The 15,827-nt window shown below is 68.1% G+C and carries 16 protein-coding genes; 6 read left to right on the forward strand and 10 right to left on the reverse strand.

What is annotated here, in order from left to right; all coding sequences use genetic code 11:
- Positions 1-42: 42 nt before the first annotated feature.
- On the reverse strand, positions 43-1,161 hold the full coding sequence (locus tag BJ998_RS37415) for a helix-turn-helix domain-containing protein (protein ID WP_184868003.1): 1,119 nt from the start codon (positions 1,159-1,161) through the stop codon (positions 43-45).
- A gap of 185 nt (positions 1,162-1,346) precedes the next feature.
- Positions 1,347-2,351 carry a LacI family DNA-binding transcriptional regulator gene (locus BJ998_RS37420; RefSeq protein WP_184868004.1) on the reverse strand — a complete coding sequence of 335 codons (1,005 nt, stop codon included), beginning with the start codon at positions 2,349-2,351 and terminating at the stop codon, positions 1,347-1,349.
- Between the two features lie 547 nt (positions 2,352-2,898).
- On the opposite strand from BJ998_RS37420, the gene BJ998_RS48000 reads away from it, so the two are divergent.
- Complete coding sequence (locus BJ998_RS48000; protein WP_184868005.1) at positions 2,899-3,420, forward strand: peptidoglycan-binding domain-containing protein; 522 nt, start codon at positions 2,899-2,901, stop codon at positions 3,418-3,420.
- A 65-nt stretch (positions 3,421-3,485) separates the two neighbouring features.
- On the opposite strand, the gene BJ998_RS37430 is transcribed toward BJ998_RS48000, so the two are convergent.
- Complete coding sequence (locus BJ998_RS37430; protein WP_184868006.1) at positions 3,486-3,869, reverse strand: hypothetical protein; 384 nt, start codon at positions 3,867-3,869, stop codon at positions 3,486-3,488.
- Between the two features lie 525 nt (positions 3,870-4,394).
- Between BJ998_RS37430 and BJ998_RS37435 the strand changes: the two genes are divergently transcribed.
- Positions 4,395-4,973, forward strand: coding sequence for a hypothetical protein (locus BJ998_RS37435; protein ID WP_184868007.1), 579 nt, complete (start codon positions 4,395-4,397; stop codon positions 4,971-4,973).
- Positions 4,974-5,073: 100 nt separating this feature from the next.
- Here BJ998_RS37435 and BJ998_RS37440 read toward each other — a convergent pair whose 3' ends face one another.
- On the reverse strand, positions 5,074-6,351 hold the full coding sequence (locus BJ998_RS37440) for an SGNH/GDSL hydrolase family protein (protein WP_184868008.1): 1,278 nt from the start codon (positions 6,349-6,351) through the stop codon (positions 5,074-5,076).
- Positions 6,352-6,443: 92 nt separating this feature from the next.
- On the reverse strand, positions 6,444-7,223 hold the full coding sequence (locus BJ998_RS37445; RefSeq protein WP_221338259.1) for a glucuronyl esterase domain-containing protein: 780 nt from the start codon (positions 7,221-7,223) through the stop codon (positions 6,444-6,446).
- A gap of 57 nt (positions 7,224-7,280) precedes the next feature.
- On the opposite strand from BJ998_RS37445, the gene BJ998_RS37450 reads away from it, so the two are divergent.
- A complete protein-coding gene (locus BJ998_RS37450; RefSeq protein WP_425558910.1) occupies positions 7,281-8,417 on the forward strand; it encodes an IS701 family transposase in 1,137 nt (378 codons plus the stop codon).
- A 145-nt stretch (positions 8,418-8,562) separates the two neighbouring features.
- On the opposite strand, the gene BJ998_RS37455 is transcribed toward BJ998_RS37450, so the two are convergent.
- The 5 genes from BJ998_RS37455 to BJ998_RS37470 all read right to left on the reverse strand — a co-directional run bounded on the left by BJ998_RS37455 (position 8,563) and on the right by BJ998_RS37470 (position 12,656).
- Positions 8,563-9,102, reverse strand: a complete 540-nt coding sequence (locus BJ998_RS37455) for a glucuronyl esterase domain-containing protein (RefSeq protein ID WP_221338260.1) — start codon at positions 9,100-9,102, stop codon at positions 8,563-8,565.
- A gap of 48 nt (positions 9,103-9,150) precedes the next feature.
- Positions 9,151-10,545: a glycoside hydrolase family 30 beta sandwich domain-containing protein gene (locus tag BJ998_RS37460; RefSeq protein ID WP_184868009.1), complete on the reverse strand. Its 1,395-nt coding sequence runs from the start codon at positions 10,543-10,545 to the stop codon at positions 9,151-9,153.
- Positions 10,546-10,636: 91 nt separating this feature from the next.
- On the reverse strand, positions 10,637-10,984 hold the full coding sequence (locus BJ998_RS48005; protein WP_312890509.1) for a non-reducing end alpha-L-arabinofuranosidase family hydrolase: 348 nt from the start codon (positions 10,982-10,984) through the stop codon (positions 10,637-10,639).
- Positions 10,957-11,325 (reverse strand): non-reducing end alpha-L-arabinofuranosidase family hydrolase, encoded by a 369-nt coding sequence (locus BJ998_RS49370; protein WP_312890510.1) that lies wholly within the window; start codon positions 11,323-11,325, stop codon positions 10,957-10,959. The genes BJ998_RS48005 and BJ998_RS49370 overlap by 28 nt, the downstream gene beginning before the upstream one ends.
- Before the next feature lie 926 nt (positions 11,326-12,251).
- Complete coding sequence (locus BJ998_RS37470) at positions 12,252-12,656, reverse strand: VOC family protein (protein ID WP_184868010.1); 405 nt, start codon at positions 12,654-12,656, stop codon at positions 12,252-12,254.
- A gap of 109 nt (positions 12,657-12,765) precedes the next feature.
- Between BJ998_RS37470 and BJ998_RS37475 the strand changes: the two genes are divergently transcribed.
- From BJ998_RS37475 to BJ998_RS37485, 3 genes are all read left to right on the forward strand, one after another.
- On the forward strand, positions 12,766-13,743 hold the full coding sequence (locus tag BJ998_RS37475; RefSeq protein WP_184868011.1) for a helix-turn-helix transcriptional regulator: 978 nt from the start codon (positions 12,766-12,768) through the stop codon (positions 13,741-13,743).
- Between the two features lie 453 nt (positions 13,744-14,196).
- The gene (locus BJ998_RS37480) at positions 14,197-14,526 is read left to right on the forward strand and encodes a hypothetical protein (protein WP_184868012.1); all 330 of its coding nucleotides are present in this window, start codon (positions 14,197-14,199) and stop codon (positions 14,524-14,526) included.
- On the forward strand, positions 14,526-15,812 hold the full coding sequence (locus BJ998_RS37485) for a UDP-glucose dehydrogenase family protein (protein WP_184868013.1): 1,287 nt from the start codon (positions 14,526-14,528) through the stop codon (positions 15,810-15,812). The genes BJ998_RS37480 and BJ998_RS37485 overlap by 1 nt, the downstream gene beginning before the upstream one ends.
- The last annotated feature ends 15 nt before the right edge of the window (positions 15,813-15,827 follow it).

The raw sequence follows: 15,827 nt of genomic DNA on the forward strand, positions 1-15,827 counted from the left end.
CGGACGTTCTTCCGGCTGCCGAGGAACTCCGGGCCTTGGGCGTCAGTCGCCGTCGGGCAGCGGCAACGGCAGCGGCGGCAGGGGTCGCGCCGCCGCCTCGTACGCGGTGAGCGCGGTGCCGAGCACCTGCAGCCTGCGCGCGGAAGTCGGGTCGTGACCGGTGAGTTGCTCGATGCGGCGCAGCCGGTAGTCGAGCGTGCTGCGGTGGATCATCAGGTCGGTGGCCGCGCGGGACCTGTTGCCGTCGGCGGCCAGCAGCGCCCGCAGCGTGGCGAGCAGCACCGGGATGCGGGTGACGGGCTCGATCTTCGCGGCGAGCAGTCCCGCCACCGACGGGTGGGTGAGCACCGCGTACTCCACGGGCACGTCGCCCAGCAGGTAGCAGCCGGGTCTGCGCCGGGCGGCCAGGGCGGCGGCCACGACGTCGACCGCCTCGATCCGGCCTGCGGGCACCCGATCGACCTGCTGCCAGGAGACGCCGGCCCAACTGTGCTCGGGCAACAGGGCGTGCAGGCCCGTGCATCGTTCGAACCCGGCGTTCTCGTCCTCGGCGGGCACGAGAACGTAGCCGCCCTGGGCACACACGGCGGAGAGCACGTCCGCCCCGAGTTTGCCCATCACGGTGCGCCGTGCCGCCGGCGACGCGACCGTGCGGAACGCCATCACCGCGTACGCGCGGGCGAACCGGCCGTCCGCGGCGTCGACCTCTCCCCGCAGCAGCGCCGCCGCAGCCTCGTCGTGCGACGGCCGCCGGTGCGACCCGGCGGGCTGCACCTCCTGGAAGCCGTGCAGCAGTTCACGCATGAACCGGTTGCTCGCCTCGGCGAGCGCCCTGAGCCGCTCGGTCGACGCGCCGGGCACCTCGGCACGGGCCGCGACGGCTTCCTCGCACACCTTGCCCTGCAGTTCGAGCAGTTGGTCCAGCGGCCACTGCTCGATCGCCCAACTGTGACCCATCGTGCGGACGGCGGCGACCTTCCGAGCGTCCCATTCGTCGCCCATCCCGCGAGCACCGTCCGAGCAAAGCAGTCCGATGGACAGCCGCACCATGTCCGCTGCCTTGGCGCGCTGGGCGGCGGGGAGCCGGTCGAGTTCGCGGAGCACACGGCACCAGACAGTGGCGTGGAGGCCGTTCACCGGCGTTTTCCCCTGCACGGACATCAATAGCGGATCCCCTTCACACACGGGCGCGCGCACTCTCGGCGCGGATTGCCGGGCGGCGATTGTGATCGCAGTGTAAGCGTTGCATCCCTATCCGTCGTCGGCCGACAGTCGAATGTGAGCAATGGTTCAGCCGTTTCCCGAAAGCCGTCCGAAGAATGCGGAACCCGCCGTCTCGGGCCGACTCACGCGCCGCGGTGTGGGCCGGTTGTCGCCCGTCGCACGAGCGTGGTGGGGAAGACGACCTCGGTCGGCGGCCGCTGGTGCCGCAGCTCGTCCAGCAGGAGCTCGGCGGCCCGTGCTCCCTGCGCCGCGACCGGCTGCGCCACCGTGGTGAGGTCCAGCGCCGCGGCGAGCTCATGGTCGTCGAAGCCGACCAGCGAGACCTCCTCAGGTACCGCGACCCCGTTGCGGCGCAGCGCCCGCAAGGCGCCGAAGGCCATCTCGTCGGACATCGCGAACACCGCTGTCGGCTGCCCCGGGCCGGCGAGCAGCCGTGCCATGGCGGCCTCGCCACCGCCCGCGGTGAAACCGCCGGCAACCTGCCAGCCGGGTCCGGGCTCGATCCCGGCTTCGGCGAGCGCCCGCAGGTATCCGAACCGGCGCAGCGCCGGTGTGGTGAAACCGTGCGGGGCTGGATCGGCTTCGCCGATCAGCCCGATGCGGCGGTGTCCCAGGTGGACCAGCAGCCGCACCGCTTCCGCCGCGGCGGACAGGTCGTCGATGCGTACCGAGGAGAAGCCCGGCACGGCCGCGCCGACGAGCACGACGGGCACCCGCAGGCGACGCAGGGCGTCGGCCTCGCGGTCGGTGAGGGGCAGGCACAGCACCAGGACGGCGTCCACCCGCCGGCGCAACGGCATCTGTTCGAAGAAACGGGACCTGCTCGGGGCGTCGGCGACCCCGTACACGACCAGGTCGAGCCCCGCCTCGCGCAGGACCGCCTCGGCCCCGGCGATGACGGTGCCGAAGAACCACCGGGCCACGTAGGGGACCACGATCCCGACCGAGTTCGTGCGGCCCGACGCCAGGCTGGCGGCGTTGAACGGCGCGACGTAGTCCAGCTCGGCGGCCGCGTGCTCGACCCGCGCCCTGGTCGTCGCGGTGACCGAGGGCAAGCCGCGCAGCGCCCGCGAGGCGGTGGCCGTGGAGACCTGTGCGCGCCGGGCGACGTCGCGGATCGTGGGCATCGCCACCTCCCGGAACACCGACGCTACCGATTCGGACGTGGACGACGCCGAGAATTCCGCACAACGCGGAGCAGATTGCGTGGAATGCGGTCGACGGCTGCGGTGGAAACAAGTCCGCACGATGCGGAATCGCGGCCACGTGAAGCGCGCGGACCGTGCCGGCCGGATATTACGGTCGCCGACATCGAGATCGGCCCGTCACTGGTATTCCCGTGCAGAGAAGGCGGCTGTGTGAACGTCAAGGTCCTGCAGGTGCAGCAGTGGGCCAATGCGACCTACGGCGCCGTCATCGGCTACAACCGCTGCCCCGAGGACGGCCGGGTCGGCTGGTCGACGCTGTACTCGCTGACCAGAGCCCTGCAGCATGAGCTGGGCATCACGGCACTGTCGGACAACTTCGGACCGATGACGCTGGGCAAGCTCGCACAGCGCGGCGGCGTTCCCGTCACCGAGCCGAACCAGAACATCGTGCGGATCGTGCAGGGCGGCTGCGTCTGCAAGGGCTACGGTCCGGGCGAGTTCACCGGCTCCTTCGCCGCGGGGCCTCGTGCAGGCCACGATCCTGGCCATCCAGTTCGAACTGGGCATGAGCGACGACGACGCGACCGGCGCGGTCGGTCCGCTCACCAGAGCGGGACTGCGTCAGCATCCCCTCGCCGTCGGATCGACCGGCGTGTGGGTGAACCTGTTCAGCACGGGCATGGTGCTCAACGGACGGGCGTCGTTCACGGACACCTTCGGCGAGGACATGGCCTGCGCGGTGCGGGAGTTCCAGAGCTTGTCGGCGCTGCCCGTCTCGGGGCGGGCCGACCTGGCCACGTGGGCGCAGACGATGGTGTCCACCGGCGACCCCGACCGACCCGGCGCCGCCTGCGACTGCGTCACCACGATCACCCCCGAACGGACAACACGGCGCCCTGACGGTCCTTTGTGGACTGGACAGAATTCGCGCAGACCCGGCGCGCTCAGCCAGGCACGGCTGGGTGCCGGCGAGGTCGCCGAACGTCCACTTCGGACGCCAATGCCGAACGCCGCCAACGGCAGTCGAGTTCCCGTCGGCGGTGCGTGACGCGAGCGAGGCCGGGAGGATTTGCGGGTCCTCCCGGCCTCTGCTCACGAACGATGTTGAGAAAGTCAGTTGTCGTTGCAGGGCGTGATGGGCCCGTCAACCCTTCCGTTCCCGCTGGCGGGGGCGCGGAAGCAGTAGTTCTGGTTGTTGTCGAGGGTGACACCCTTCATCTGCTGGCCGCGGTCGGAGGCCGTGAACCTCGTCTGGGTGGCGTTGGCGGGAACCCGGTACACGTACTTTCCGCCGGCCGCACCGGCCGGCCACGTCGTGCACTTCTGCTTGATGTCCCGCCCCGAGGCGTCCCACGACCTGAAGCAGATCTTGAAGACGACGGACTTGTTGGAGAAGAGAATGAAGTGGTCCCCCGTCGCCGAGGCCGCAGGAGCGCCGACCACCGCGGCCGTGAGCGTGAGAGCGCTCGCCGCGAGACCCACCGCGATCTTCTTCATGGCGTTCACTGGAATCGCCTTTCCTTTGTTGCCTGTAATCGATCGGTAAAGACAAGGCAAACCTTGTCACACTGTCGTGTTTTGGACAATAAGAATAATTCGGGTTGTTGTCCTCAGTCTGCGGAGGCGGCCGCGCGGTGCGAATAGGTATCGCCGTTGCGCGGGGCCGCCTTGCTGCAGAGCTCCCGACTGGCGCTGACGGGTCGTGTCGCCGTAATGGCCGCCGCTGTGGCGGTTGCCCGCTGTGCGAGAGGTGGACGGGCGGTCGAGGGAATGCGGTTTCCCTCGGGAACCTTTGTGGTCGGACGGCGGTCTGTCGACCCGATTGTGTAGTGCTGGAAGCACTTACCTACGTAGTTGACGTGTGGCCGCGTGATTACCGCTGCAGGTGACAGGGGTGATTCTCGATGCGTGTTCTCACGGCGATTTCCCTGGCCGCGCTGTGTTTCGGGGCGGCCGCGTTGATCCCGCTGGCGGTGGCTGGTCAGCCCGGCGCACCGCCGCTGGCAGGTGTAGGTCGCATTCATGCCGATCGGCCGGGACGATGCCCACGGCTGGTCGTCGTGGCAGGAGGATTCGTATCAGGAGGACTGGAGTCTCGTCCGGAACCTGCACCCGATCATTGCGGCGGCCGGGGTGCGGTACCTGATCGACCTGCTCAACGAGGGCATGCCGATGTCGAATGAACCAGTGCTGCGGCAATACGGGACCCGCCTGTGGATCGACTACACGGCGAACTTCGGCGCGAGCGACACCGTGGGCTTCTCGATGACGACCTGGATCGCCGACCGGGCCACTCGGATGACCGCGGTGTACGGCACGAACCCGCCCGCCGTCTTCGACGTGCACCTGTATGGCGACAGCTGGAACGGTGACGAGTACTCGCAGTTCGTCGACGCCGACAGGAAGATGACCGAACTCGGCTACCACCAGGACTGGATCATCGGTAAGACCTATTTCGACGACGCTACGGCCGCCGACGGGATCAGGCGCGCCACCGGTGAGGCGGGCCGCGTCATCCGGTTTCTCACCCGGTGGCCGCTGACGAGTATGCCGGGGCACAGATCTCCGTGGTGGTGCTCGCCCCACGCTGACGTCGAGTGACAGCACGCCCACCCACTGGGCTGCCGCTACGACGAAGGCAAGTCCAGCGCCGCGCCCGTGTCATCATGCGCGGGCGCGGCGCTGGATCCGTTGTGACGCCTCAATGAGTGAACAGGGTGTACGGCAGGGCATCGGCGAGAGCCAGGTACCCGGCCGGGTTGAGGTGCAGATGGTCGCCGGTGTCGTAGCTCGACCGAAGGTGGCTGGGGTTGGCGGGGTCTCGCACGACCTGGTCGAAGTCGGCCACCGCGTCGAACTGGTTGCTGGTGCGGATCCACGAGTTGACCGTCTGGCGGGCGGCCTCGTGGGTTCCGGCCGGGTCGTCGTAGCTGTTGCCACCGAACGGTGTGATGGTCGCGCCGTACACCTTGATGCCGGCGGCGTGGGCTTTGGTGATGAATTGCTGGTACGCGGCGATGAGGCCGTCGGCGGTCTTGGGGGAGCCGTTGCCGCCGAGATCGTTGACGCCCTCGAAGACGATCAACCATTTGACGCCGCTCTGGCCGAGGACGTCGCGGTCGAAGCGGGACACCGCGGTGGGGCCGAGTCCGCCGCTGAGCACCGCGTTGCCGCCCGCGGCTTCGTTCACGACGGCGACGTCCGCGGTGGCGCCGCGCTTCTGGAGCCGGGCGAACAGGTCGTCGGGCCAGCGGTCGTTGCCGTTGGTGGTGGAGCCGCGGCCGTCGGTCAGCGAGTCGCCGAGCATCACCGCCGCACCGGTGTGCGGCGGCGCCCACACGTCCAGGCCGCTGAGGAAGTACCAGTGGTCCACCGGCGTCGTGCCGGTCAGGGTGGTGTCGGTGAGGTGGTTGCCCTTGGTCAGGTACGAGGTGGTGCGCGAGCCGGGGTGTGAGGTGATGTGGCTCGATGCCTGGCCTTGGGCGAGATAGAGCGTCACGGTGAGGTTGGATCCGCTCGGCACGGTGACGTTCAGCGGGTCGGAGATCGTTTCCTTGCCGACCGCGACGGTGACCGATTTCTGGCCGCCGAAGGTGACTGTCTTGGCGGTGCCGGCCTGGATTCCGCTCACCCCGGCGGCGCCGCCGGTCGGCGTCGCCACGGACGCAGCGGTGATCGGCAGTGGCGCACCTCCGAAGATGTTGTTCAGGTGCAGCCGGAACCGGGAACCGCCGACCGAGACGTGAATGGTCTGGCGCAGCGTGGCGTCCACCATGACCTGGTTGCCCTGCGTGTACGGGGCGGGCGGCATGTTGGACGCCTCGGTCAGCTGCGGCATCGACGTCCAGGTCGCCACCCAGTGGTCGCCGCCCGCACCGGTCGGCGGTTTCATCGGCGCCGCGGCGGCGACCCCACCGGTCGCGCCGACGGCGAGGACGGTCACCGCCGCGAGCCAGAGCCTTCTGCGAGCGAGCTTCATGGATCCTCCGATGGGACAAGGTTTCACGCGTGGCGGGAGCAACTGCGGTTGGCTACCCGACGGAGCAGGTTGCGGGTCGTGCCCGACGCGGACTAGCCACCGGACGTCGTCGGGCCACCGGTCAGGACGGGGGTGGTCCAGTCCCGCCAGCTCGGCAGGTTGCCGGCCTTCAGGCTGGAGATGCGAAACACGCCGGGAGGGTTGCCCTTCTTCAGCAGGAACGCCTGCAGGCTCTGCTGCAGCGGCGCCTTCCACTCCGGCCGGACCGAGCAGTGCGTACCGTTCTGCACGTCCGACCAGTAGCTGATGTCGGGTCCGGCGCCGAGCGCCTTGTACACCTCGGCGCCGCCCAGAGCGGCCACGCTGCCGGACCGGGCCGCCAGATGGTTGATGTGCGGGTTCTCCATGACGAACAACCCACGCGGGGCGACCATGGCGACCATCTCGTGAGTGTCGACCGGCAGCCGGGTCGGGTCGCCGGTGAAGGAGCCGAACGCGTCACCGAGCCACGGCTGCTCGCCGTAGGCGCTGCTCAACGACTGGGCGCCGGACTCACCGGGGACCCCGCGGAAGATCGGCACGCCGGCGGTGCCCGACTCGATCGGCATCGTCAGCGCGATGCGCTGGTCGAACGCGCCGGCGACGAACGCGCCCTTGCCGAACCGCGAGCATCCGGTCACGCCGGTCGCGTCGGCCTTCAGGATGCTGCCGCCGGACTGGGCGATGACATCGATGATCCGGCTCACGCCCCACGCCCAGGCCATCTCCAGCCCGGTGCTGCTGCCGGAGCCGTAGATGCTGTAGAACGCGCCCTGCTTGTTGTTGCGGGGCGTGCCTTCCTTGCCCACCTGGTACGGGTCGTAGTACGACAACGACAGGTTGTAATCTAGGTCCGGACTCTGGTAGTTGATCTTGTTGTGTTGGCGGAGATGGTGGCGGACTGGTCGGCGAGCTTCGAGGCGTTTCTGGGCCGGTTCGCCGGCAGGTTCCCCCGAGTGGAGTCGCGGCGCCGGATGCGCTGGTATGTCAAGGGATTGCTCGCCGAGATCGAGCGGAAGAACGGGTGGACGCTGGCCGAGGCCGCCGGGGATGCGGGGCCGGAAGGCATGCAGCGGTTGCTGAACTTCTACGCGTGGGACACCGATGGCTTGCGTGACGACGTGCGTGCCGCGGTTGTGGAACGCATCGGTGACGGTGAGCAGGGGGTGCTCATCGTCGACGAGACCGGCTTTCTGAAGAAGGGTGCCCACTCCGCAGGAGTCGCACGGCAGTACTCGGGCACTGCCGGCCGGATCGAGAACTCGCAGATCGGGGTATTTCTGGCGTATGCCTCACCACGCGGTCGTGCGCTGATTGATCGGGAGTTGTATCTGCCCAAGGACTGGACCGATGATCGTGACCGGTGCCGGGCGGCTGGCATTGATGACGAGGTGGAGTTCGCGACCAAACAGGTGCTGGCCCGCCGGATGATCGAGCGTGCGCTCGCGACGGAGGTGCCGTTCGGATGGGTGACCGCCGACGAGTTGTACGGGCAGGACACGAAGTTCCGGCTGTGGTTGGAGACCGTGGACGTCCCGCATGTGGTGGCGGTGCCCAAGTCGGCGATGGTGGTGTCGATGCACTTGGCCAAGGTCCGGGTTGCGCGGATGATTGCGGACGTCGCGGACGCAGATTGGCAGCGGCTCAGCTGCGGGGACGGAGTTCGTGGCCCTCGGGTGTCGGACTGGACGGCGGTGGAGATCCGGCCGTTGCGCCGGCGGGGTTGGGGGCACTGGCTGCTGGCTCGGCGTTCGGTCAGCGATCCGACCGACATCGCCTACTACGTGTGTTTCGGGCCTGCCGATACCAGCTTGGCGGAGCTGGTTCGTGTCGCGGGCAGCCGCTGGGCGATCGAGGAGTGTTTCCAGACGGCGAAGAACGAGACCGGTCTGGATCACTACCAGGCGCGGGGTTACCAGGCGTGGTACCGGCACGTCACGCTGTCGATGACGGCGTTGGCGTTCCTGGTGATCACACGGCCAACCGTTGAAAAGGGGGCTCCGTTGCTGGCGATGGTCAGACCGTGATCCCGTTGTCGGTCAACGAGGTTCGCCGGTTATGGAACCGGGTCGTGGTCCGTTCCGCCCACACCGTCGATCACATCCTGCACTGGTCACGGTGGCGGTTGGTTAGCCAGGCCCGTGCCCGAGCTAGCCACCACCGGAGACAACATCACGACCTGTCGTTGTCGTAGTAGTTGATGGTCGCGACACCGGCGGCGTGAATGGTGGCCGTGTCCGCCCCCAGGCCGCCGTACACCAGCACCGCCGGGAACGGCCCGGTGCCGCTGGGCAGGCTGACACTCGCCGAGAAGCTTGAGCTCTTGCCGCCGTCCGACACGTTGACCGTGATGCTTGTCCGCGTCACGGTCCCGGTCACGGCGGCCGGCTTGGCCGGCTTGGTGCCGTAGACATAGCGCTGCGCCAGCTTGCTGATCTCCTCCCGCCGGCACCGCCAGTCCGACCTCGTGGCGATCCGGCCGCCGTCGATCCGCTTGAACGGATCGGGCAGCTTCGGATTCGCGGTCGGGGAGCCGGGCAGCGACACCGGGCAGTCGGCGCCCTCGTCCTCGACGCCCGCAGTCAGGGTGGCGTTCGCGGTCGAAGGTCCCGCTACCGCCACGGTGGCCTCGGAAACCATCAGTGTCGCCGCGCCGAGCAGACATGCCGCGGCGACCGGAGCGAACCGGCCACGTCCGGGGGAACGGATCATCGTGCTCCTCCTTGGTTGTCGCGTGCCCTGTCTTTCGAAGAAGTGCGCTCAGGGGATCCGGTAGGTGACGAGGGACCGGGCGGGCACGGTCGCGGTGAACGCGTCCGCGCTGAGCCCGATGGCGGCCTGAGCGGCGGTGCTGTTGCTGGCGTTGGTCAGATACGGGGTGACGGCGCCGGTCGACTTGCCGCTGACGGTGTAGGTGGCGGACACACTGCTCTGTGCGGTGTTCAGGACCGCGATCACCGTGGAGCCGTCGCTGTTGCGGTAGGCCGAGACGGTCAGGTTGCTGTCGCCGCTGGTGGCGCCGATCCGGGTCGCCCCGGGGCGGATGAAGCGACTGAAGTTGGCAAGCGCGTAGTACCGCTTGGACGCCGTCAGGGTCGAGCCGGACAGACTGACCAGGGCGCTGTCGTGGCCGGTCGAGCTGATCCCCCACCAGTACAGGAAGGCGTTGAGGTTGGCTCGGGTCATGCCGGTCTGGATGCGCTGCGCCCAGGTGAAGCCGGCGCTCGTGCTGCCGTCGTCCCACGAGGTGTCCCAGCTGCTTCCGTTCACTCCCCACTCGGACTCCCAGACGCTGTGGCCGCCGGAGTTGATGGTGGAGCTCGGGGCGCTCGAGTAGCCGTGGCTGGTCCACAGCCCGACGTCGGCGTTGCCGACGGCGCTGACGTAGCTGGGCAGCAGGTTGAAGCCGAGAGTGTCGCAGCACGCGGCCTTGGTCGCCAGGCCCGACGCCTTCATAGCGGCGGAGAAAGTCGGCATGAAGCTGGCGGCCTGCGACGGGCTCACGAGCATGCTGGCGTAGCTGGTCGTCAGGGAGGGCTCGTTCACGAAACCCACCGCCGATGGGGTGAGCCCGACCGACGCCCAGTACTTGGCGTGCTGCACCAGATAGTTGGCGTAGGCCTTCCGCCAGTCGCCGGAGGAGCACGACGCACCCGAAGTGCCGCACAACGAGCCGCCGTTCGAGTCGCTGCCGTTGGTTTTCATGAACCCGGGAGCGCTCCACGCGACGTTGTAGAAGTTGGTCACTCCGTAGGTCTTGGCCTGGCGGGCCAGCCACAGTTGCCCCTGGTCGGTGGCGTCGCTGTTGCCGTTCCAGACGTAGGTGGGGGTGGCCGAGGGGCTGCCCGGCGACTTCGGCTCGATGGAGTCGCTGCCCGAGGGGATGATGCTGCGCAGGATGCTGAACCCGGCGCCGTTGGCGGTGCCGAACAACATGTTCAGCGCCTGCTGGCGGGTCGCGCTGCTCGCGTTGCGGATGGAGTTGGCCTGGCCGAACGCTTCGGAGACGCCGAATCCGTCGATGCGCTGGAACGTGGTGCCGGGGTCGATCGCCACCGTCGTCGCGGCATTGGCGGTCAGTTGACTCGCCCCGAGACAGACGAGCGCGGTGGCCGCGACGACGACCACTCGAATGCGGCGTGCAGTTCGAGACATACAAGCCCTCCAGCCTCGGTAATAGACGAGTCTTCCTCATATGTCGGGCGACGGCGACCGGTCCGCGGCCGCCATCGTCCTCACGCGACTGTCAGCAGGTCGAGTCGGTTTGAGTGAGCATGCCCAGTCGCCATGGCAGCGTGTTGTAGGACCCGGTCGCCGACGGGACCATGCCCTGGTAGACGTACCGCATGGCGCAGGGGTTGATGGTGGCGGTCTGGTCGTAGCCGGCGCGGATCATCTCGCCACTGCTGATGTCCTTCGTCCACGGCGTGCCGTTGAAGGTGACGTTGGCCTGGCCGGCGAACGGGTTGGTCTCGCTGGCGGTCAGCGGCGTCCAGGCGCCGTTGATGGCGGGCGAGGTGTAGGAACGGAAGTAGCGCCGCCCGTCGGAGCCGATGGCTTCCATGATCAGCAGGTACTGGTTGCTCCCCTGCACCTTGTACACGTTGTCGAGCCGGCCTTCGACCAGTCGGTGAAGTTCAGGTAGACCATACTGTAGTTGCCCGATTTGTCCACAGTGGACGCGAACACGTGCCAGCGGCCGTTGCAGTGGACGACCGACGGGTCCTTGATCGCCACGAGGTCGTGCGCTGCGTGCGACTTCGGGCTGACGACCATGCCGGTGGAACTCCACCGGAAACTGCTGGGCAGCAATCCAGTGCCGTGGACTTCAGTCGACGCGGCGGCCTGGGTGGGAACCGCCTGGACCACTCCGGCGCCGCCGAAGAGTAGGACGAGTGCGACGGCCAGCCCCGCCCGGCGCTGAATGAATCTCACGAGACCTCCTGGATTTCACGACTGCGACGCCAGGTTGTGACCACTCACATCCTGGGCGTGGGGCGGATCGGGTATCGATGGCTCGGCAGGAGGAATGCCAATCCCGGTCAGCGTGGCAAGCGGCATCACGGGGTCACAAGCATCGGCCGTGGCATCTGCATGTTTGCCGCAGTTCGGGCTATCTTTGGGTGGCGATGTGTTGTGAAAGTTTCAGCGGCGCACATGGCTGCGGCCACGGTCGGCGTCACGGACACCAACCGGGCGAGCCGCCGTCGAAACGACCGTTGTGTCGGGGCAGGCACATCGTCGGGCCTCGCATCCTCGTCGCAGCGGCAGGACGACTAACCGTCCTCGGCGAAGCTTTCGGGCGCCGCCGATGTCGTACAAGGCCGCCAAACGGCACGATTTTGTCGACGGTGAAGAAAGTCGAACCGAAAGAGTGTTCAGTGCTTCGGACTGTAGGGGCGGCCGGGAAGTGCTGTCAACGGAGCTGGCCGGGTGAACAAAGTATCGAAAAATGTTTCGAAGGAACCGAGCTTGACTCGGCTGGTCGGTGACTCCTATCGTCAAAAGTCGTTCGTCGGCGCTGGTCGGGAAAACATTTGGATGACGATGTCTCCCGCGGAGGTGGGCTGTGTCAGTCCTTCGTATGCTCGACGCTCATCAATGCGCCGCGTCGGAAGCGTCTGGAGATGCTCACAGGACGACGGGTCGTTCTGCTCACCGCCCTGGCTCGAACTGAAGCGGACCCAATACCTTCGTCCTGTCGGGCAAGCCGGCCCGGGTCATCGATCTGTTCGGGTCCGTGCTGCGGGAACTGCCACCCACCTACGCCGTGATCGAGGAGCCGCCTTCAGTCGGCTTGCTCAGGCTCACGTCGCGATGAACCACCCGGATCAATCGGCCATGCTCGGGGGAAGACCTTGTCAGCGGGCGAGCCTCGCGCGGGCCTCGTCGGTAAGCGGGGTGAAGAAGTTGACCAGGTTGCCGTCGGGGTCGCGGAACAGCAGGGAGCGGTTTCCCCACGGCATCGTGGTCGGCTTCTGCACGATCTCGGCGGCGACAGCCAGGCTCGCCAGCCGTTCGTATTCCCGGTCGACGTCGTCGACGAGGAACTCGAGGATCGCGGTCCGGTTCGACTCGGGCACGGCCGCCCCGGGACTGAACAGCGCCATCGTCTCGGCGCTGCCGATTGCCAGGGTGCACGACGGGCCGACGAGTTCGGCGAACTGCTCGGCGGGCCGCCGAGCATCGAGGCCGGTGACCTGTTCGTAGAACTCGACAAGGCGGGCGACGTCGCCGGTGATGACGCGGACGGAGACAAGCTGCACGGTGGATCCTTTCTGCGCTGGAGGACGGTTCTGACCCGTCCTCCGGGGACACCGGGCACGCTAGAGGCAATAGTGGACAGGATCCGCCCGGTATTGGGAGGATCTTCTGGTGACTCGGCCGATCGCCCGTGTACTGGCCTTGCTGGAGATCCTCCAGAGTGGAGGCATCAGGACCGTCGCCGAGCTCGCCGAGCGACTCGACGTGGACGAGCGCACCGTCCGCCGTTATGTGGAACACCTACTCGACCTGGACATCCCGGTCCGTTCGGTGCGCGGACGCCACGGCGGGTACCGCCTGTCCCCGGGCTACCGGATGCCCCCGCTGATGCTCACCGACGAGGAGGCCCTCGCTGTCCTGCTCGGTCTGGTCGCAGGCCGACGCGCTGGACTGATCAGCACCTCGGTCGCGGCCGCCGAGAGCGCGGTCGCGAAAGTCCGACGAGTGCTGCCCGAAGCCCTGGGGCGCCGGCTCGACGCGCTGCTGGAGGTCGCCGACTTCACCGCGCCCACACGACCGACACTCACGGCGGAGGCCGAGGTGCTGCTCACCGTCGCGGAGGCGGCGCGGGAACGTCGTCCGGTCGAGATCGCCTACATCGCCGGCCATGGCGGCGCCAGCGAACGCGTCGTCCACCCGTACGGGGTCGTGGCGCACTCCGGTCGGTGGTACCTGACCGGCTTCGACTCCACCAGCGGGCAAGTGCGCACGTTCCGCGTCGACCGCATCACGACCGTCGAGATGCGCGTCGGAACGTTCGACGTACCAGTCGGTTTCGACCCCGCCCAGCAGGTGCTGACCGCGATCGCCGAGGCGCCGTACCAGCACGAGGTGTCGGTGCGCATTCGATCGACGCCCGAACGGATCCGCTCCGTCTTCCCGCCGTCCGTCGCCACACTGGAGGAGATCGGGCCCGGTACTTCCTGGGTACGGGCGCGGGTGCGGGCACAGCGACTCGAATGGATACCACCGCTGCTTGCCGCGCTCGATCGACCGTTCGTCGTCGAACAACCCGACACCCTCCGCGACCTGGTGCGGGCGCTGGCCGGTCGACTGGCCAGCCACGCCGACGCACGACAGGGAGACTGATCGCGTCCTCGGCGTCGGCCACTGTCCCCAGCAGGCGGTAGGCCCGAAGACCGCCGGCCGATGCGTCTCCCACTCGGCGTTGAGCGCGTCCTCCCGCTCGGGCGACCGAGGCACATGCCCGTCACTCATGCGGCCGCATCCTCTCTCGAGTTCGTGGCTCCAGGATGGGGCGGGTTCGGTGGCCGACCCCTCAGGCTGTCGGACGTGAGTTCGCCGACGCCTGGAAACATCGCCCGCGCGCGACGAACGGCTACCTGTGGTGGGCAACTGCCCCTGCTGATCGTGGACGGCCCAGGACATCGGTGAGGTTGGCCAGGCCCGGTCAGCGTGGCCAACCGCACACCGCACCAGCCGTACGGACACTCACGCTGGAGGCCGCGTGGACTCGACCGCCTGCCGGCTGTTCAACCCCGAACTGGCGTCCCCGGAGACCGGCGCAGCAGAATCCGGCACGTGGCCGACCCGCTGGGGCTGGCCGATGTGGAGCCGGCGGCAGGGGAGACGTTGCCGGGCCTGATGGATCGGCTTACCGAGACCCGCCGCACGCCACATGTGCGGGGGTCCAGTGAGGACGAGGCGTTGGACGACGAGTTTGTGGCAAGGCTGGCCGAAGTCGCACGCGGGGACGTCATCTACCTCACCCCTGCGGTCGAACCGAAGCCGGCCGTCTTCGATCGGTCACGCGGCGGTGCGAGAACGGCTTCCCGGGTCGTCGGGTCCGCAGTCGAACAGGCCGGCCTCGGCATTGCCCGGTGTGTCCTGCGCAGGGTTGGGCAGGAGTGATGGCGACGATCGCGGTTGTCGGAACGGGCTACGTCGGTCTCGCGGCCGGCGCCTGCCTTGCCGAGCTTGGTCACCGGGTGTCCTGTTCCGATGTGGACGGTGACAAGGTGCGGCTCCTGCGCGCCGGCAAGGTGGACATCATCGAACCTGGTCTGGGAGAGCTGGTCCGCTCCGGCCTTGCCAACGGCCGGTTGAGGTTCCTGACCACACCGACCGTTACGGACGCCGACTTCGTCTTCCTCTGCGTGCCAACGCCGATGGCGGCGGACGGAGGCGCCGACCTGAGCGCCGTCACCTCGGTGATGCGCCAGATCGGAGACCAGCTGCCGCCCGGCTGCGTCGTGGTGAACAAGTCGACGGTGCCGGTCGGCACCGCGACAATGTTGTCGGAGTCGCTGAACGGCCGGGTGCCCGTGGTGTCCAACCCGGAGTTCCTTCGTGAAGGCTCGGCGGTGCACGACTTCCTGCACCCGGACCGGATCGTGGTGGGCTCCGATGACCTGACCGCCGCGCGGCGGGTGGCCGAGCTGTACGCCGCGCTGCCCGCTCCCGTCCTGGTGACGAGCACCGCGAGCGCAGAGTTGATCAAGTATGCGGCCAACAGCTTCTTGGCGGTGAAACTGTCGTACGCGAATGCGATCGCCGAGCTGTGCGAGCGGCTGGGCGCTGATGTCGCCGATGTGGTCAAGGGCGTCGGCCAGGATCACCGCATCGGGGAGTCGTTCCTTCGCGCCGGACCTGGCTGGGGTGGCTCGTGTCTGCCCAAGGACACCAGCGCGTTGCTGCGTACGGCAAGTGCCGCGGGACAACATTTCTCCTTGCTGGAAGCGGCGATCGCCACCAACGTGCGTCAACACTCGCGGGTCGTGGCCAAGATTCGCGGAGCGCTCGGAGGTGAGCTCCGAGGAGCGCGGATCTGCCTGCTGGGCCTGGCTTTCAAGGCCGGAACGAACGACATGCGCGACTCCCCGGCGCTGGCCGTCGCCGCCACGTTGGCGGCGGAAGGGGCCGAGCTGACCGGGTACGATCCGGTCGTCACGGCGGACGTGCCCGGTCTGCGGGTCGTTGATGACCCGTACGAGGCGGTCAAGGACGCCGGTGTCATCGTGCTGCTTACCGAGTGGCCGGAATTCCGCGGTCTGGAGTGGACTGCCATCCGAGCGCTCGCGGCCGGTGATGTGGTCGTCGACGCCCGCAACCATCTCGATCCGACCGTCGTGACCGCGGCCGGCATGCGATGGTGGGGAATCGGCTGTTCGAGGGGGGTTGACACGCGAGACACGTAGCGACTCCGCCTTCGG

This window comes from Kutzneria kofuensis (assembly GCF_014203355.1).
Classification (GTDB): domain Bacteria; phylum Actinomycetota; class Actinomycetes; order Mycobacteriales; family Pseudonocardiaceae; genus Kutzneria; species Kutzneria kofuensis.